19 protein-coding genes are annotated in these 18,919 nt (G+C 38.4%); 15 read left to right on the plus strand and 4 right to left on the minus strand.

From position 1 onward, the window contains the following. The 13 genes from TSYNT_RS08920 to TSYNT_RS08980 form a co-directional block, all read left to right on the plus strand. Positions 1-1,262, plus strand: a 1,262-nt coding sequence (locus TSYNT_RS08920) for a uroporphyrinogen decarboxylase family protein (RefSeq protein WP_337589724.1), incomplete at its 5' end; no start/stop codon positions are given. Positions 1,263-1,329: 67 nt separating this feature from the next. Then, complete coding sequence (locus TSYNT_RS08925; RefSeq protein ID WP_059033263.1) at positions 1,330-2,631, plus strand: MFS transporter; 1,302 nt, start codon at positions 1,330-1,332, stop codon at positions 2,629-2,631. A 41-nt stretch (positions 2,632-2,672) separates the two neighbouring features. Then, the gene (locus TSYNT_RS08930; RefSeq protein ID WP_059033265.1) at positions 2,673-4,439 is read left to right on the plus strand and encodes an ASKHA domain-containing protein; all 1,767 of its coding nucleotides are present in this window, start codon (positions 2,673-2,675) and stop codon (positions 4,437-4,439) included. A gap of 149 nt (positions 4,440-4,588) precedes the next feature. After that, positions 4,589-5,392, plus strand: a complete 804-nt coding sequence (locus TSYNT_RS08935; RefSeq protein WP_059033267.1) for a methyltetrahydrofolate cobalamin methyltransferase — start codon at positions 4,589-4,591, stop codon at positions 5,390-5,392. A 44-nt stretch (positions 5,393-5,436) separates the two neighbouring features. After that, on the plus strand, positions 5,437-7,122 hold the full coding sequence (locus TSYNT_RS08940) for a formate--tetrahydrofolate ligase (protein ID WP_059033269.1): 1,686 nt from the start codon (positions 5,437-5,439) through the stop codon (positions 7,120-7,122). Positions 7,123-7,134: 12 nt separating this feature from the next. Beyond that, the gene (locus TSYNT_RS08945; protein WP_059033271.1) at positions 7,135-7,767 is read left to right on the plus strand and encodes a cyclodeaminase/cyclohydrolase family protein; all 633 of its coding nucleotides are present in this window, start codon (positions 7,135-7,137) and stop codon (positions 7,765-7,767) included. A 47-nt stretch (positions 7,768-7,814) separates the two neighbouring features. Beyond that, positions 7,815-8,672: a bifunctional 5,10-methylenetetrahydrofolate dehydrogenase/5,10-methenyltetrahydrofolate cyclohydrolase gene (locus TSYNT_RS08950; protein WP_059033273.1), complete on the plus strand. Its 858-nt coding sequence runs from the start codon at positions 7,815-7,817 to the stop codon at positions 8,670-8,672. An 18-nt stretch (positions 8,673-8,690) separates the two neighbouring features. Next, positions 8,691-9,353 (plus strand): methylenetetrahydrofolate reductase C-terminal domain-containing protein, encoded by a 663-nt coding sequence (locus TSYNT_RS08955; protein WP_059033275.1) that lies wholly within the window; start codon positions 8,691-8,693, stop codon positions 9,351-9,353. Beyond that, complete coding sequence (locus TSYNT_RS08960) at positions 9,350-10,225, plus strand: methylenetetrahydrofolate reductase (RefSeq protein ID WP_059033277.1); 876 nt, start codon at positions 9,350-9,352, stop codon at positions 10,223-10,225. The genes TSYNT_RS08955 and TSYNT_RS08960 overlap by 4 nt, the downstream gene beginning before the upstream one ends. 71 nt (positions 10,226-10,296) lie before the next feature. After that, on the plus strand, positions 10,297-10,671 hold the full coding sequence (gcvH, locus tag TSYNT_RS08965; RefSeq protein WP_059033279.1) for a glycine cleavage system protein GcvH: 375 nt from the start codon (positions 10,297-10,299) through the stop codon (positions 10,669-10,671). 150 nt (positions 10,672-10,821) lie between these two features. Further along, the gene (locus TSYNT_RS08970; protein WP_059033281.1) at positions 10,822-11,508 is read left to right on the plus strand and encodes a cobalamin B12-binding domain-containing protein; all 687 of its coding nucleotides are present in this window, start codon (positions 10,822-10,824) and stop codon (positions 11,506-11,508) included. After that, positions 11,477-12,226 (plus strand): GntR family transcriptional regulator, encoded by a 750-nt coding sequence (locus tag TSYNT_RS08975; protein ID WP_059033283.1) that lies wholly within the window; start codon positions 11,477-11,479, stop codon positions 12,224-12,226. The genes TSYNT_RS08970 and TSYNT_RS08975 overlap by 32 nt, the downstream gene beginning before the upstream one ends. A 28-nt stretch (positions 12,227-12,254) precedes the next feature. Further along, entirely contained in the window at positions 12,255-12,836 is a 582-nt protein-coding gene (locus tag TSYNT_RS08980) for a flavodoxin family protein (RefSeq protein WP_059033284.1), read from the plus strand. A 79-nt stretch (positions 12,837-12,915) separates the two neighbouring features. On the opposite strand, the gene TSYNT_RS08985 is transcribed toward TSYNT_RS08980, so the two are convergent. The 4 genes from TSYNT_RS08985 to TSYNT_RS09000 form a co-directional block, all read right to left on the minus strand. After that, entirely contained in the window at positions 12,916-14,004 is a 1,089-nt protein-coding gene (locus tag TSYNT_RS08985; RefSeq protein WP_059033286.1) for a hypothetical protein, read from the minus strand. A 125-nt stretch (positions 14,005-14,129) separates the two neighbouring features. Next, a complete protein-coding gene (locus tag TSYNT_RS08990) occupies positions 14,130-15,350 on the minus strand; it encodes an amidohydrolase family protein (RefSeq protein ID WP_238142689.1) in 1,221 nt (406 codons plus the stop codon). 12 nt (positions 15,351-15,362) lie between these two features. Beyond that, complete coding sequence (locus TSYNT_RS08995) at positions 15,363-16,373, minus strand: Nif3-like dinuclear metal center hexameric protein (RefSeq protein ID WP_059033288.1); 1,011 nt, start codon at positions 16,371-16,373, stop codon at positions 15,363-15,365. Between the two features lie 239 nt (positions 16,374-16,612). Further along, positions 16,613-16,990, minus strand: a complete 378-nt coding sequence (locus tag TSYNT_RS09000) for a Na-translocating system protein MpsC family protein (protein ID WP_059033290.1) — start codon at positions 16,988-16,990, stop codon at positions 16,613-16,615. 380 nt (positions 16,991-17,370) lie between these two features. On the opposite strand from TSYNT_RS09000, the gene ftsE reads away from it, so the two are divergent. Together ftsE and ftsX are read left to right on the plus strand one after the other, a co-directional pair. Then, positions 17,371-18,057, plus strand: a complete 687-nt coding sequence (ftsE, locus tag TSYNT_RS09005) for a cell division ATP-binding protein FtsE (protein ID WP_059033293.1) — start codon at positions 17,371-17,373, stop codon at positions 18,055-18,057. Continuing rightward, a complete protein-coding gene (gene ftsX / locus TSYNT_RS09010) occupies positions 18,047-18,919 on the plus strand; it encodes a permease-like cell division protein FtsX (protein WP_059033295.1) in 873 nt (290 codons plus the stop codon). The genes ftsE and ftsX overlap by 11 nt, the downstream gene beginning before the upstream one ends.

The following is an 18,919-nucleotide window of genomic DNA, read 5'->3' on the forward strand; positions in this document are numbered from 1 at the left end:
AGGCTGTGCAAAGAATTAATGGGAGTGGAGGGATAAAGATGTGTGCAAAAAGTCCTGACGAACTTGCAAAGGAACGTCTTGCAAGAATACAAGCTGCTATGAATTTAGAGGAACCTGATAGAGTGCCTTGCTGGGGTGTGGGCGGAGATATAGTTCCAGCTTATGCCGGAATCACACAATATGAGTTTTGTTATGAATCTGAAAAAACTCTAATGGCAATCGAAAAGTTTTTGAGGGATTTTCCCTTTGATACCGGGATGGCCGGGCTCATGGGGTTAGACGGCAGGGTATTTAGTGTAGCTTTTTCTGAATTTCCTGACATATCTCCTGGTATTGCCTTCATCACTGGTCCAATACACGATGCGCTCGGCGATAAATATTGCAGATATCCCGGCAGAGAGATTGATGAAAATGCAAGTCCTCAGTTTATCGGCGGAACCTTCATGCAGCCGGAAGAATACGATCAGCTGATAGAAGATCCTGTAGGATTTATTGCAGAAACCATACTGCCTAGGGCATGTACTAATCTGGAGACAAAAAGAAAGGCCATGGCTACCTGGGTAAGAGTTGGTATGGAGATATCAAAGGCTGGTCCGGCTTACGCTGAGCTGGGGAAAATATTAGCTGAGCTAGGCTATCCTTCAATGCCTATGGGATGGGGATATGCCCCCATGGACATTATAGGTGACTTTTTAAGAGGTATAAGTAATGCAGTGCTTGATGTAAGAAGATATCCCGATAAAGTTAAGAAGGCAATCGATGCCTTAACAGAACCGGTTATTCAGTATTCGCTGGCTACAGTCCAGGGCGGTGCAAAAATTGCAATGTTCCCCCTCCACTTAAACGAGTACCTTTCTCCGAAATTATATAATGAATTTTATTGGCCTTCATTGAAGAAAGTAATAATGAGATTTTACGAAGAGGGCGTTAAATCTCAGGTATTTTTTGAAGGACATCATGAGCCTCACCTAGAGACCATTTTAGAGTTGCCAAAAGGGTGGGGTGTAGCTTATTTTGAAAAAACTGACGTGGTAAAAGCAAAAGAGGTATTACAGGGACATACTTGTATAATGGGTGGAATCCCTATGAGCTTACTTGTGAGCGGAACTCCGCAAGAGATTGACGATTTTATTAAAGACCTGTTAAAGAAAATGAAACCAGGAGGAGGATTTATACTTGCTGCCGGCGTAAATGTAGCTCCGGCAAATACGCCACCCGAAAACATACATGCTTTGATTGAAGCAGTGGAAAAATACGGTTAATTAGAAAAAGTTGGGCACCGATACTGCTTCGGTGCCCTCTAAAAATTGCATCGGAGGTACGGCTATCATGGGCCTGGAAAAAGGAATAGGAGAAGAAAGAAGATGGTTTTATCCAATATCGGGTTTTGTAATGGGAACAGCAATCACAGTAACCGGCCTTTGGACTATGTTTTATCCTCATATACAAATGCATTTTGGATTAGATACTACTGCATCTATAGTCCTTGCAGCGACTTTTAGCGGGATAGGCAGTATGATTGTCGGGCCTCCTATTGCCGGAGTAATTTTAGATAAATACGGCCCGAAAATTAATTTTATCATTGCTGCAATATCCCTAATTACAGGCCATATTTTTATAATGAAAATGCTTTTGCTTACTCAGTGGTCTGTAGCCATGCGCCTTTGGTATTTGGGCAGTTTTTTTGTTGGCCTTGGGTGCGGTTTTTTTGGAGGCACATCACCGGCGACAATCGGCAAATGGTTTCCGGATAAAGTGGGAACAGCTATGGGATTTACAGTGGCAGGGACAAGTGCTGGGACAATTGTATATTCTCCCTTAGTTGCTTCTTACATAAAAAATCATGGTTTTAACGGCAATATTTTTTTATTCTTTTCTGTAATTTCTGCTATATTTTTAATTGGGATAGGCCTTCCTTTCTGGAAAACGCCCTCTTCCAACTGGAATCCGATATTTTCAAAAAATACATCTGATATCAATACTAATATAACTAACAACTTTTCAAAAGATTATACCTTAAAAGAAGCAATTTTCGATAAAAGATTCTGGATATTATATATTTGTTTTACCTGCGCCTCTTTTTCCTATATGTTTTTTACACAAAATGTTTCTTTAATAATAATGGAAGGTTTATCAAGCACTATGAGTAAAGAAGATATATTATCTTCAGTGGTGCCGACTTTTCTTTCCGTTTCAGCGATATCCACTCTTGCAGGAACTTTTATTTGGGGGATAATCTCAGATAAATTAGGTGGGCCATGGAAAACTCTTTGGGTAGTTTATCTACTTCCCGCCATTTTAATGGGGGCATTTTATCTAAATTACCATTCAAAGATTCTTATTTTCCTGATAGGGGCTGTATTTTATTTTTGTGGTGGCGGGGAACCTGTTATTCATTACGCTATTGTCCCCCATGTTTTTGGACGAAAGCACCTGGGCAAAGTCATGAGTGTACTGAACGCATTTTCTGTAGGTGTTGGGGTATCGGTAGGGCCATATGTTGGGGCTTATATAAAAGATGTGACAGGCGGATATTATTGGGCATTGATAATCGCTATAATAGTTCGATTGTGCGGCACGTGTTGCGCAATTTTAGGCATGAGATTCGATAAAATAAAAAGACTTGATTAAATCAGCAAAAACTGTTAATTTAACTGCAGGAGGCGATAGAAATGTCCGATAAAAAATATAAAGTAAAAATTCTGCCGAATAACATAGAAACTTTGGCGGAAGAAAATGATACTCTCAAAAAAGTTTTTACCGATAATAATATAAGTTTTGAGTTTCCTTGTGGAGGATTAGGGCTTTGCAAACAGTGTCAGGTTAAAATTAAACGAGACAGCGGAGAAGAAGAAAGAGTTTTTGCCTGCCAATTTAAAATTAAAGAGGACTTACTAGTCGAAATTACAAAGAAAGAGCAACAACATAGAATTTTATCTGAAGGTTTAGAAAGAGAAGTACTTTTAGATCCTTTGGTAAAAAAAGTGCACAGAAAACTGCCACAACCGACACTTTCTGACAATAGGGATGACTGGAGCAGATTAGTGGAAAGGCGAGGAATAAGGCCGAGCTTAAAGATTGCACAAGAGCTTCCTAAAAAAATTAGAGAAAATAATTTCGATGTAACAATAGTTATTTCCGATGATGAAATTATCGCAATCGAAGATAAGAACACGCAAGATATGTTGCTAGGAATGGCTTTTGACATTGGAACTACTACGGTTGCCGGTTATCTCATGGATTTAAAGAGCGGGAAAGAGCTAACTAAAGTTTCTACCTTAAATCCACAAACAAAGTATGGTGCGGATGTAATTTCGCGCATAAACTTTGCAGAAACAGATGCGGGACTGGAAAGGTTACATGGCGAAATTGTTCAAGCAATAAATGAATTAATAGCGGAGGCGGTTAAAGAGGCAGGGTTTAAAACTTCAGATGTTTACGCCATTTCTGTATGTGGCAACACTGCAATGCATCACTTATTTTTAAATATAAAGCCGGGATCGCTTGCCTCAACGCCATATGTTCCGGTAGTGACAGAACATATAGTTGCAGATGCCCAAGACCTGGGTATCAAAATAAATCCTACAGGCAAGGTTTTTATATTACCTAATATAGCAGGTTTTGTAGGTGGAGATATAGTAGCCGGAGCTTTAACTATAGAAATCGATAAAGCAGAGAAGCTAAAGCTGTTTATAGACATTGGAACAAACGGCGAAATAGTTCTCGGCACAAAAGATAATTCGCTTTCTTGCTCTACGGCTGCAGGACCGGCCTTCGAGGGCGTAGAGATCACATGCGGCATGAGAGGAGCTTCCGGGGCAATAGATCATGTGCATATTGACAATGAACTGAGCTATACAGTAATAGACGATGGACTGCCTTACGGTATCGCGGGTTCAGGCCTTGTAGATATTATAGCAGAACTATTAAAGGCAGGGATAATCGATCAAAACGGCCGTATTTTAAGACCTGAAGAAGTAAATAACCCTATTGGCAAAAAGTATTTAGATAGAATTACTACAATAGAAGGCGTTTTGTCCTTTCTTATTGAGGATAAAACAGCTACCGGCCGACCTGTTTATATAACCCAGAAAGATATCAGGGAGTTTCAACTGGCAAAAGGTGCAATTGCAGCTGGCATTGAAGTGCTTTTAAAAACCTATGGTGCAAAGGCTGATGATATAGACGAGGTATTTTTGGCGGGAGCATTCGGCAATTATTTAGACTATAAAAGTGCATGCAGAGTTGGCTTAATTCCTCAAGAGCTTGAAAATAAGATAAAAGGAATCGGAAATTCAGCAGGAGCCGGTGCAAAATTATTCTTACTTTCAGAAAAAGAGCGCAACCGCGCAAGGGATATCGCTAGCAAAATAAAATATGTAGAGCTAAGTGCCAGGGAAGATTTCAGAGACGCATTTTTTAATAAGATAAATTTTTGATTTGTTAACAAAATAACACATAATATAAAATATTGATTAGTCATCATTGACAAATAATTTTAAAAATGTTAATATATTTTTATGAAATATGTAAACTATACATGTATATACAAATGAAATATTCAAATTTATAGCGGAGGTGCTTTATAATGATTATTATTGGAGAAAAAATTAATGGAACTATTCCTAGCGTAAAAAAAGCAATCGACGAAAGAGACGAAGCATTCATACGAGACCGAGCGGTTAAACAGGCAGAAGCTGGAGCAGACTATATAGATGTATGCGCAGGAACCACTCCGGAGGTAGAAGTCGAAACACTAAAGTGGCTTATGGATATCGTTCAAGACTCAGTTGATAAGCCTGTATGTATTGATAGTCCCAACCCAAGAACCATTGAAACAGTATTTAAATATGCAAAAAAACCGGGCATAATTAACTCCGTTTCGCTGGAGGGAGAAAAGTGTGAAATTATTTTTCCCCTTATCCAAGGAACTGATTGGCAAGTGTTTGCCCTAACATGCGACAACAGAGGTATACCATCAGATGTCCAAACGAGGATCGATATAACAAAAGAAATAGTAGAAAAAGCTGATAAATATAATATTGCGCCAGACAGAATACATATTGACCCACTGGTAATAGCGCTGGCTACAGACAATCAATCTATGTTAAAGTTTATGGAAACTACTAAAAAAATAAAAGAAATGTATCCTACGATTAAAGTTACTTCAGGCTTAAGCAACATATCCTTTGGCATGCCCCTTCGAAAGATTGTCAACAGGACATTCTTGACACTTGCAATATACGCAGGTATGGATTCTGCTATAATGGATCCCTGCGATCAAGATATGATGGCGACGCTTCTTGCAACCGAAGCACTGCTTGGCAAGGACAGATACTGCAGGAAATTTAATGATGCATATAGAAAAGGCAAGATTGGTTATAAAAAATAATAATGTATCTAAATTTTAATGATAAAAACAGGGAGGCTGCATCAATGACTTTTAAATCTGATATTGAGATTGCTCAATCAACAAAACTTAAGGACATTAGGGAAATTGCCGCAAAAGTTGGTTTTAGCGAAGATGATATTGAATTATACGGAAAGTACAAAGCAAAAGTCGACTACAATTTGTTAAAAAATGGTTCCGGCAAAAAGGCGAAATTAATTTTAACTACAGCAATTACACCAACACCTGCCGGCGAAGGCAAAACAACCACTACTATCGGTGCCGCAGATGCTCTTGCTCGCTTAGGCAAAAAATCCATGGTAGCATTGAGAGAACCTTCATTAGGGCCTGTATTTGGGGTTAAAGGCGGTGCAGCAGGAGGAGGATATTCACAGGTTGTTCCCATGGAAGATATAAATCTTCATTTTACGGGAGATATACATGCCATTACGGCTGCTAATAATCTACTTGCAGCAATGGTTGATAACCATATTTTCCAAGGAAACGCGTTAGATATAGATCCGAGACGAGTTGTGTGGCGCAGAGCTCTTGATATGAACGATAGACAGCTCAGGAGTTTAGTTGACGGTCTCGGAGGAAAAGCCAACGGCATGCCCAGAGAAGATGGATTTGATATTACGGTAGCTTCGGAAGTTATGGCAATTTTCTGCTTAGCAAATGACATTGTAGACCTGAAAAATAGACTTGCAAAAATTTTAGTAGCTTATGACAGAAAGGGCAATCCTATTACTGCTGCAGACATAAAGGCTCAGGGCGCAATGGCAGCCCTTTTAAAGGATGCATTAAAGCCTAATTTAGTTCAAACCTTGGAAGGAACGCCGGCATTTGTCCACGGTGGACCCTTTGCTAACATAGCACACGGCTGCAATTCTGTTATAGCTACGAAGATGGCGATGCAGTTTTCGGATTATGTAGTTACAGAAGCAGGCTTCGGTGCAGATCTGGGAGCGGAAAAATTCATTGATATAAAGTGCCGGCTTGCCGGTTTAAAACCTGATGCGGTAATTATTGTTGCAACTGTAAGAGCGTTAAAATATAATGGCGGACTTCCCAAGTCAGAGCTTGACAAAGAAGATTTGGATGCGCTTGTAAAAGGCATACCCAATCTTTTAAAGCATGTGGAAAATATTACTCAAGTATTTAAACTCCCTGCAGTGGTAGCGGTCAACAGATTTCCGCAGGACACTGATGCTGAATTGAAATTCATTGAAGAAAAATGCAATGAATTAGGAGTAAATGTGGCGATTTCGGAAGTTTGGGCCAAAGGCGGAGAAGGCGGAATAGCCCTAGCAGAGGAATTGTTAAGATTGATAGAGCAGAACGAGGGCAAAGATCAAAAGCTTAGCTTTGCATACGAGTTAGATATACCCATTAAGGAAAAGATACGGGCAATCTCTCAAAAAATTTACGGAGCAGATGATGTGGTCTTTACAGATAAAGCTGCTAAAGAAATTGATAATTTCGAGAAACTCGGATATGGCAATTTACCGGTTTGTATGGCGAAAACCCAATATTCCCTTAGCGATGACCCGAAAAAGCTTGGAAGACCTACAGGATTCAATATTACCGTAAGAGATGTCACTCTTTCGGCAGGAGCGGGCTTCCTTGTTGCTGTTACAGGTGATATAATGAAGATGCCCGGCCTTCCAAAAGTTCCGGCCGCGGAAAAAATTGATGTTGACGAAAAAGGAGTAATTTCGGGATTATTCTAGGAGGTATTATTCATGAATTTTGGGGATAAGACTTGTAACGATTTTGTAAATGAACTTGCATCAAAAAATCCAGTACCGGGTGGCGGCGGAGCCGCCGCCCTGGTAGGTGCAATCGGTGTTGCCTTAGGAAGCATGGTATCTAATTTAACCATAGGCAAAAAAAAGTATGCTCAGTATGAAGAAGATATCAAAGGCATATTAAAAAAATGCGAAGAGCTTCAGAAAGAATTAATGCAAATGATTGATGAGGATGCAGAAAACTTTCTTCCTCTTTCGAAAGCTTATGGAATGCCTACAGAGACAGAAGAGCAGAAAAAACTAAAAGAAGAGACGATGGAAAAAGCTCTTAAACAAGCTTGCCAGGTTCCAATAAAAATAGTCAGAGCTTGCCATAAGGGAATAAAGCTTCATGCAGAACTTGTCGACAAATGCTCGAAGCTTGCCATAAGTGATGTGGGCGTTGGCGTTCAGTGCCTGAGGGCAGCAATAATCAGCGGCAGATTAAATGTTGTAATTAACATTAATTCTATCAAAGACGAAGATTATGTAAGCAAAGTAAAAAAAGAAGTCGATAATCTGGTTTCTGAAGCAGTAGACCTTGCCGATATAGTGTATAATAAGGTGGAAAATATCTTAAATAAATAAAACGCCGCCTTTGCGAAATACAAAATACATACGGAGGAGGGGTATTATTGGGAACATTAATTAAAGGCAAACCTGTTGCGGATAAAATAAAAGAAGATATAAAAGCCGAAGTAAAAGAGCTTAGAGCAAAAGGCACCATTCCAAAATTGTCTATTATCAGAGTAGGTGCCGATCCGGGAGATATATCTTATGAGCGCGGAGCACTAAAGGTAATGTCCGAGCTTGATATTGACGTACAAGTAAATGCACTTCCTGAAAATATTACACAGGAGGAGTTCGTGGACTTTCTTAAAAAAGTCAATTCAGATTCCTCTGTTCACGGCATTTTGATATTTAGGCCGCTGCCGAAGCAGCTTGATGAAAATGTTATAAAATATGTTATTGACGCTAACAAAGACGTAGATTGCTTTAGCCCTCTTAATGTAGCAAAGGTGTTTGAAGGAGACGAAAGCGGTTTTCCTCCCTGCACACCTGCTGCCGTTATGGAGATGCTAAAGTATTATAATGTTGAATTGAAAGGCAAACGAGCGGTGGTTATAGGGCGCTCTATGATTGTAGGCAAGCCTGTATCTATGATGCTGCTAAAGGAACACGCCACTGTTACTATTTGCCACTCGAGAACACAAAACTTGCCCCAAGTTGCCTCTGAAGCAGATGTGCTTGTAGTCGGAATCGGGCGGGCGAAAATGGTAAATTCTGAATATGTAAAGGACGGCGCAGTTGTAATTGATGTAGGAATAAACGTTGACGAAGACGGAAAACTATGCGGGGATGCTGATACAGAAGATTGTGCCCGCAAGGCCTCACTGATTACACCGGTTCCGGGCGGGGTAGGATCAGTTACAACTTCTGTTTTAGCAAAACAGGTGATAAAAGCATGCAAATTACAAACAGGCTCATGTTAAGGAACGGGAGGTGCCATCTTGATTATTTCTCAGCATAAACCCTTTGAAGAAATTAAAGAACTTTTAAAAGACAGCAATAAGATAATTTTAATCGGATGCGGTGAATGTGCCACTGTGTGCAAGGTTGGCGGCGAAGAAGAGCTTGTGGCCATGAAAGCTAAACTTGAAGAAATCGGAAAACAAGTAACGGCTTTTATAGTTCCCGAAACCAGCTGCAACTACCTTCTGGTAAGAAGAGACCTAAAAAAGATTAAAGATACAGTATCTGATGCTGATGCCATACTATCTTTTGCTTGCGGAGATGGAACACAGACAATAGGAAAACTCGTAGATATACCAGTTTATCCGGGCAACAACACTATGTTTGTCGGAGAAGTTGAAAGAGTCGGAGTATATAGCGAAGCTTGCAAGACCTGCGGCGACTGTATACTCGGCCTAACCGGCGATATTTGCCCGGTTACAAAGTGTGCCAAATCATTGCTGAACGGTCCTTGCGGTGGTGCAAAAGATGGAAAATGCGAAGTGAACCCGGAAAATGACCGTGCATGGATATTAATTTATGAGAAATTGAAAAAATTAGGCCAGTTAGAAAAAATATATGAGATACAAAAACCAAAGGAATACTCAAAAGTTGCACATCCCAGGACTATAAGCCTTAGAGATGGAGGTGCAGCACAATGAGTTTACTGCAAAAAGCCTTAGAAAATAACGAATTTGCGGTTACAGCAGAACTTGCGCCACCTAAAGGCATCGATTTTTCCCATGCTCTGCAGTGCGCAGAGCTGTTTGGCGAGCGGGTACATGGAATAAATGTTACAGATTTTCAATCAGCAATACTTAGAGCAACATCCCTTGCGATGTGCAAAGCTTTGATCGATATGGGTTTAGAGCCTGTTTTTCAGATTACCGGTAGAGATCGGAATCGCTTAGCTATACAAGGAGAAATGCTGTCTGCGGGATTTTTTGGTGTAGAAAATCTTTTAGCGCTTACAGGAGATCATCCTACAGTGGGAGATAATCCTGACGCAAAACCTGTATACGATTTGGACAGTGTAGGAATTTTACAAGCAGCTACATTATTATCACAAGGAGTAGATATGGGTGGGAATAAGCTAGAAACATATCCTTCTTTCTTTTTAGGAGCTAGTGTGACGCCGGAATATGACCCAATCGAGCTCCAACTTATAAAAATGCAAAAAAAGATTCAAGCCGGAGCCAAATTCTTTCAGACACAGGCAATTTACAGCATTGAAACAATGAAGAAATTTAAGGAGCTTACAAAACCATTTAATACAAAAATCCTTGCAGGAATAATACCACTAAAGTCTGCGGGTATGGCAAAATATATGAACAAAAACATTCCCGGAATAAATGTTCCCGATGAACTCATAGAGCGCATGAAAAAAAGCAGCGAACCTGCAAAAGAGGGAATCAAGATTGCCGGTGAATTAATTTATGAACTTAGAGACAAAAACTTATGCGATGGCGTTCATATAATGGCAATTGGCGCTGAAGAAAATGTACCTCTAATTTTAGACGAAGCAAGACTTTAACCTGATTCATGGAGTATAGTTGAAATTACTATTTTACTATTAAATAAACAAAGAAGGAGAGGGATGACAAGATGAATTTTCCGAAGGATTTAAAATATAACAAGGAGCATTTGTGGGTAAAGGTTGAAGGCAATACAGCCTGCATAGGTATCACCGACTATGCTCAGGACCAATTAGGAGAAATATTATATGTAGATTTGCCGAAAGTCGGACAAGAATTTGCCAAAGGTGACCTTTTTAGTGAGGTAGAATCGGCTAAGGTAAATTCGGAACTAAGAATGCCATTTTCCGGTGTTGTTGTTGAAGTAAACGAGGAATTAGACGATTCTCCCGAACGCATAAATGAAGCGCCTTATGATGCTTGGATTGCTAAGTTCGAAATTAAAAATCCTGATGAGTTAAACGATCTTATAAGTGCCGAAGAATATGAAGAAAGCTTAAAGTGAAGTTATAAGGTTTAAAAAACAAATGCCTTAAAGGACCGGGAAATTTTTCCCGGTTTTTACTATTTGCAAAATTATGCATTTAGTGCTATTATATTTATATGTATAGATATGTCGTATTTTGCCAAATAAAAGTATTTTGGAGGGCCAATGATGGAAGAGCAAATAATAAAGGCAGTAGAAGACCTTGATGAGGAAAAAGTGATTAAACTTGCCAATGAAGCCCTTATAAATGGCATGGAGCCGTTTCATCTATTAAACCTAATTAAAGAAGGCATGGACAGAGTCGGAAAACTTTATGAAAGTAAGCAGTATTTTATTGCTGACTTAATAATGGCTGGCCTCATATTTAAAGAAGTGCTAAAATTAGATAAAATGATGGCACAATTTCAAAACAGCGATAATCGCAAAGTTGGAAGAATACTGGTGGGAACAGTTAAAGGAGATTTGCACGATATAGGAAAAGATATATTTAAAGGCATGATGGAAGCGAGCCAATTTGATGTTATAGATCTGGGAGTAGATGTATCAAAAGAAGCTTTTGTTCAAGGTGTGCAGAAATATGATCCGGATATAATAGGATTAAGCGGCGTGCTAAACTTCACAATAGAATCAATGAAGGAGACTGTGGCCGCTCTTGAAAAAGCCGGCTTGAGAGAAAACAGACTAATTATTTTAGGCGGTAGTCATCTCACTAAAGAGGCTTGTGAGTATATAGGTGCCGACTATTACACTAATGATGCATCGCTTGGCGTAGAATATTGCAGAAAATGGATAGAGACAAAGTATAATATGAGGAGTATTGATGATGGGGCTACCAATCTATCTTCAAATCGTTGAAGACATAAAAGAAAAAATTAATAGCGGCGAACTAAAACCTGGCGATCCTATATATTCCGAAAACACTTTATGCAAAAACTATAATACCAGTCGAATGACAGTGAGAAAGGGCCTTGCAATATTGGCCAATGAAGGATATATATATTCCATTCCGGGAAAGGGCAATTTTGTCCAGGAACCCGACAGCAGTATTTACACCCTTTATTATGATGAAATGAATAACCTTATTAATAGTGTTGATAAAACAAAATTGCTTGAAGTCAATATCATCATGCCACCTTATAAATTAATCGACAGTCTCCAGATAACAAAGAATAAAAAGGTGATAATGATTCGAAGGCTGTTTTATACAGATGAAGAGCCGGTGGCGTACGATGTTAAGTATTTGCCCTACTACAAGGGAATGCCAATTGTTGAAAAAGAGATACGATATGCTACATTCCCTGAAATGGTATCGAAGAATACGTCACTTTTTGCAATAAGAAAAGAGCTGGTTATTTCTGTGCAAATGCCGGACGAGGAACTGAGTAAATATCTAAATATTTACAATGCTGAGCTGCCTTTGATGGTTATAGAACAAAAGCTGTACGATATGGATAATAAGCCGATGGGCCTTGGCATAACATATTTTAGAGGAGACTACTGCAAGCTTTATGCAGAGGCGTCATTTTTTAAAGACAAGGCAGTTCAGGAAAACCGCAATATGATGCGGCAGTAAAGTAGGTATTTACAGACGGGAGAGTACTATGAAAAACATAGTTGCAATATACGGAGGCCATCGCAGAGGGTATAACAGTGATGTGGCATTAGATTATCTGTTAGACGCCATGAAAAGCAAGGAATTAAATATAAAAAGATTATATCTAACCAACATGGACATAAAACCCTGCAAAGCCTGCAATTCGTGTTTTAAAGATGGAAAATGCATAATAAATGACGAAATGCAAAATGTATATGTGTATTTTGAAGAAGCTGACATTGTTTTAACCTCGACACCTATATATTTTAACACTTTATCATCGCGCCTAAAAATACTAATCGAACGCTGCCAGTCAATTTGGTCTGGCAAATATGTAGCCGGAAAAAGCCCAATAAGCCGCAAAAAAAGAACAGGATGTGCGATATGCGTATCAGGTTCTAATATGGCTGATAAAGATTTTGAGTGTGTCATTAAGGTTTTAGATATGTTTTACAAATGTATAAATGCAAAGCTGACGGATAAGATTTTTATCCCAAATACCGATGAGCTTCCTGTAGATAAAAGACCTGAACTAATTATAAAAATCGCAGATATAGGAAAGGGTTTAATTGAAAATTCAAGGGGCTGATTCATATTTTTTTTGAAAAGAATCAGTCCCTTGAATAGTTTCTTGACTTACATACTAATTATTTTTTGCTTTTATAGCTTTATACCATCGGTGTTATAATCCAAGCAAGTGCAAACGCACTGAATACACGGATTACAAGGCCTACAAGGGATGCCTGAAGGGCTTCGCCCGTAGAAAGGTCAGAAGATTCACTCCAAACTGCAGGAATCTGGGCAAGGGGCACCTGCAGAGGTAGGCCTGATGCTGCTAATATAAAGGAACCTATAGCAAAACGCGTTGGTATAGTTTGAATAGTTTCTACCAGGGTATTCATTGCAAGCGTAGGTGCAACTAAGATAGACTGCATTCCGGTTGCAGGATCTATCGATAAAAGATTTAGAAAAGCAGACATCGCTGACTCGATTGGTGCCCAAACGCCAATGTATTCTAATAATCCTATGATAGCGAAAACTACGACCACTGCAGGGATCAATAATAAGAACATCAGTTCAGCGCCTTCCCTTGCGCCGTTAAATATAGTTGGTACAATTGGGGTGGTTGGGGTAAAACGAGGCATTTCACTTATATCTTTGTATTTGACATTTCTGTAGATAGTTTTACTTAGTACAAAAGGAACAACGATTACAGGAAGAAATATTCCTATGATAACTACAGGGAAAGCCCATATACCTGCTTTTGCAAAAGCTACCAAACCTAACATAAATGTCGAAAAAGACTGTTGCGACTGGAACATAGTTGCAATAGCTATTTTTTGCTCATCTTTTGTAGCTCCTGCCTTTTTAAGGGATGGACCGGTAATTCTGCCTGCTGCATTTATATCTCCGAGAATATTGTATATTGCAGGAACTATTATCAACGGTGTTATTTTCATAAGCTTTGCAAGTGGTGTAAAAACACGTATTAAAGCATCTGTGAAGCCTAGACGTTCCAATATACGTCCTGTCATAACACTTAAAATTATGGCGGTGCCAAGGGTGCCGGTAAGGTAAGTCTTAACCACCGGTTCAACAGCTTTTGTTAACATCGCATTAAAGCTGCCGCCGATAATTTCAGGTTTAACAAAAAGTGCAATAAGAGTTAACGCTAGGAGTGTTAAGCCAACATATTCAATGTTCGAAATTGGGCGAACTTCGTTGGTGTTTACTGTCTTATCTTCCTTTGAAGCCACTTAAAAAACCTCCTCATAATTTTTTAATAGATGATGAGTTTAACAAACCATAGATATCCAAATAAACTCTGCAACACATGAAAAGTTCCGGAAAATAATCACCTCCATCACATTAATGATAAAAATCACAACCCGCTATTATTGATTTCTATCACACCTTCTTTAATAACTGCTGCAATTGATTCAATATTGGTAAAATCAAATACAGGCACACCTTTACACAAGATAATATCAGCCCTTTTAAGCTTTTTAATAGAACCTATTTCTAGATCCAGGCCCATTATTTTAGCAGCATTTACAGTTATTAATTTGAGACAGTCGGTTTTTGAAATTCCCTTATTATTTAGATATTCAAACGTTGGTTTACATATTGCAAGAAAGTCCTTTGGACCTACTATTTTTAAATTACCCAGGCCCATCGCTTGGGGATGCACAGGCAAATACGAATCAGTGGCTATAGCTGTTACAACATTTGCATTTAAGGCATTGTAAATATCTTCCGGTGTATTAGGAGATCTGCTTGTCCCTCCGTGGGGAGTAGCAACCAATGCAATTTTTTTATTAGCCATTTGTATAAACTGAGCATTCTCGGCACCATGACCGTGGTGAATAACGTCGCCGCCCGCATCTATGAATATCTGAATATTTTCGGCACCTTCTATGTGAGCTCCTATTCTTTTTCCTGCAGCGTGGAATATATCAACAATTTTGCAAATATCTTTGCTATTAAAAATTAGTTTTCCACCGTTTGGCACCAAGGCAGGCGGTAAATTCGCCACAGTTGCAGTTACAAAAATATTCTCACCGGGAAATTCACTTTCAACTGCCAGTTTAGCAAAGTGCTCATCGTTAAAATCATCAAATGTCAAGTTGCTGCCGGGCTTTAATGATGAAGTATAAGACAATGGTTCAGTGCCTAAACAGCACATTCCTGCAGTAAATTTCACAGTTAAAGCTATATTCCCTGCTGTATGTTTTAGTTCACTCAGAGGCGTTGACAATAGTGGGTGGCCAAGGTGATGATCACCAACAGTAGTTATTCCACTTTTCAGACAATCAAGATAATTAGATATAGCGGCCATTTTTTGAGATTTTCCTATAGTATGGTGCACACCTTCGGTAGCATATTCACACAAATGTGTATGGCAGTCGATGAGGCCCGGCATTACAGTAAGCCCTGTAGCGTCTATTATCTTTTGTGCCTGAAGATTTTTTGCTGTTTCGCAATCTACGATATCCGAAATAATACCATTTTTTATTAAAATACAATTACTATTCTTTTTTAAGGGGGCATCTAGGGTCAATATGTTACCATTTTTAATAATTAAATCCCACAACAGCCTCACCTCAATTAAAAATTACTTTTTATCGTGAATAAGGTAATTTTCTGTAATAAATTTTGCATAATCTTTGATTGTTTGGGATCCAAAATCTTTAAGTGGTGTTGAACATATTCTTTCTCTAAAGATTACTATTTCTATATCCTCGGGCAAATAATGCCTTAAAGCATATGCTAGAGGTAATCCGTTTTCAAAAATCTCTAGAGCATGAGAATTTCCGCAAATGAAATTTAACCCCAGTTCCTTAGCTTTTGCTACTAAAGCGCTGTCAGTCTTTACCCGGCTTATAGTCGCAAGCACAGTGTCTATTTCAGGATATTCACTCTTGGCTTTTTCAAGGTGCTCCGCTGTAAAACCCGTATGAGGAAAGATGTGAAGTACAGTATTTACCGGACTGTCTTTTGTGCCCAGCAATATCTCGCCTAATACCGATGTTGCAGAATCCTTCATGTCAGCACAGTTGAAATGAATTCTTTCCGAACCCATTACTTGATTTTCCTTGTCCATATCCATCATTTTATTTAAACGATCAAGTATGTCTCCTAATGTCTTTACTTCGTCAAGAGTTTTTCCCACATACATTATATTTCCAGGGATGCCACCATATCTGATATCGGAATGAAAAGGCTTGTGACCATGAATGTATGAGATACCGGGATGAAGCCCATGAAATGCTTCATGAAGCTCAAATACCGAAATATTGTAAAGATCTAAATATGACTTAAGTGTTACACCGCCGGAGTTTGCTGCATCGGCAATTGGATGATGCGCAATTATGACATTTACTCCTGTCGCTCCCGCAAGTTCTATACCTCCTTCGGTAAGCGTCATAGCTACTGCAACCTTTTTAATTTCGGCATCCGGATTTCCGTATACTAGGCCAGGAGTTTCCATTACTGCCTTTCCCGGAATATTCGAGCTTTTTATTACCACAAAAGGATTTTTTCCAGTAGATACGTCGTCTAAATCTGTAATTACCCTCCCTCCTGTAATATCGTCAAGCACGCCTATCAATTCTCTGACCTTCATAAAAAGTCCCTCCTTGTTTTGGACAAAAATAGAGGCCGCCAAATAAATACCTCTTCAACGGGAAAATCACCCTACCATTCCAAAAAGGAAAGTAGCATAACAGTTCCCTTTATCTACAAAGGCATTTATTTGACGGCCTCGAACTATCTTTTTAAAAAAAGATCTTCCTTATCCAGTCAATTATAAAATTTTTCACAAGCACTATCTGTTTTCAAAGCTATCAAATAATTTTGAGTTTGTCAAGGGGTTTTTAAAAATTTTTCTTCAAAAAATTTTTCCACAGGTTCCTCTGTAACAATAATCATTCCCGCTAATTGATTTACAGGGTCGTAGTCTTTTAGTATCGAACGTATATTTAGTTGAAATTTTTCTTCAAAATAAGCCTTCATTCTAATTTTAAATTCATTTAGTAAAGCTAAGTCCATCAACCTTGCAGTAAGTGCGTCTTTTTCATCAATATGTCTTAATACAGAGATCCGTTGATTTAGTGACAAAACAATTATTTTATCGCCTATAATATCTATTTTTTGCCAATCGAGACCTCGGCCGTACATTTCTTCATTTACCTTGTTATTAATTTTTATAAGTTCTTGTTTAAAATCGCCGATATTCTTCAAAATATAGTCCTCCTTGCGATTTTCTCCTATACACACACTTATATTCTACGAAATTAATTATTTTCCTGCAATATGACAAAATATTTATTTTGCAACTATTAAAAAGTCGATTTTTATAATGATTTTTATTACAGAAATTGAGATTTTGTGCTAGAATTGGAAGTAAGTATTAAATATAAAATTGTTAAGTGTTATTTTTGTGCTCTCCTATAAAAGTTTATAGGATTTGTAACAATTTTCTGCTTTATATAGGCTTTGAAAATAGCGGTAAAAGGATTTAAAGAATTAGTTTTTCGTGAAGGATTTTTAGTAATAATGTCGAAGTTAAAATTATATACGCATTAATTTTTAACAGGTTGACTGATTTTGGAGTGAGCAATTTGATTGAAATGTATGGAGTGACTAAGGTCTATCCTGGTGGCCAAGTGGCCCTTAAGGATATAAGTTTTAAGATAGCAAAAGGCGAATTTGTATTTGTTGTAGGCCCCAGTGGTGCTGGAAAATCAACTTTAATAAAGCTCTTATTTAGAGAGGAACTTCCTACTAAAGGCCAGATATTTTTTGCAGGAAAAAATATTACTCGAATGAAGAGGCGGGAAATACCATATTTAAGACGGCGAATAGGTATTGTTTTTCAGGATTTTCGGTTATTGCCGGATAAAACCGTATACGAGAATATCGCATTTGCGATGCAAGTGGTTGAAGCATCGAACAGGGATATCAAAAAAAGGGTGCCATATGTTTTAGAAAGGGTGGGTCTATCTCATAAAGCAAAAGCAAGACCTTCGGAACTTTCGGGAGGAGAACAGCAGCGAGTCGCTTTAGCAAGAGCCATTGTGAATAATCCTGATGTCTTAGTAGCAGATGAGCCTACAGGTAACCTGGATCCTGATACGTCTAGAGATATCATGAACTTATTAGATGACATTAATAAGATGGGAACTACGCTGGTAGTTGCATCTCACGCCCGCGAGTTAGTAGATTCCATGAAAAAAAGGGTTATCCGCCTTGAAGAAGGCAGTCTGGTAAGCGACGAAGAAAGAGGGTTATATATCAATGAGACTTAGGACCATCAAATACTTCTTCAAGGAATCGTTTACCAGTCTTACAAGGAATAGGTGGATGAGTTTGGCATCGATTGGAGCAGTTGCTTCAGCCCTCATTATTCTAGGTTCATTTCTGCTTCTTTCTGTAAATTTTAATTACATTTTAAAAGATGTGGAGTCTCAAGTAGAAATTACAGCCTACCTTGCAGATTCTACAAAAGATGAAGATATAACTAAATTGAGAGAAGAATTGTCTAATATTCCGGGCGTAAAAGAGGTAGACTTTATTGCAAAAGAAGCCGCCCTTGAAGAATTTAAAAAACAAATTGGAGAAGATTTATTAGAAGGTATGGAAAACCCATTGCCAAACTCATTTAGAATTAAAGCTGATGATCCGCATAATGTACCTGCAATTGCAAAAAAGATTGAAAACTTTTCCGGTATTGAAGAGGTCAAGTATGGCAAAGGCATTGTAGAAAAATTGTTTAAAATAGTTTACTGGATACGAATAATCGGCTTTGTAATAATGGTGGTTTTTACAGCAATTTCAATTTTTATAATCGCAAATACCATAAGACTAACTGTTTTTGCAAGGCGGCGAGAAATAAGTATAATGAAGTATATTGGAGCGACCGATTGGTTTGTCCGCTGGCCGTTTTTAATTGAAGGCATGGTTTTAGGGCTTATAGGCTCGTTTCTGGCTGTTGCGGTTTTGGCAGTAGCATATCACTACCTTTACATAACGGTAAAGCTGAATATTCCCATGATTTCACTGCTGCCAATAGAAGAATTTTACAATTATGCAATTGGATTTTTAGCAATTGGAATGATTATAGGAGCTTTTGGAAGTAGTTTTTCACTAAAGCGGTTTTTAAATGTATAG

Origin of the sequence: Tepidanaerobacter syntrophicus (assembly GCF_001485475.2) — a bacterium.
GTDB lineage: Bacteria > Bacillota > Thermosediminibacteria > Thermosediminibacterales > Tepidanaerobacteraceae > Tepidanaerobacter > Tepidanaerobacter syntrophicus.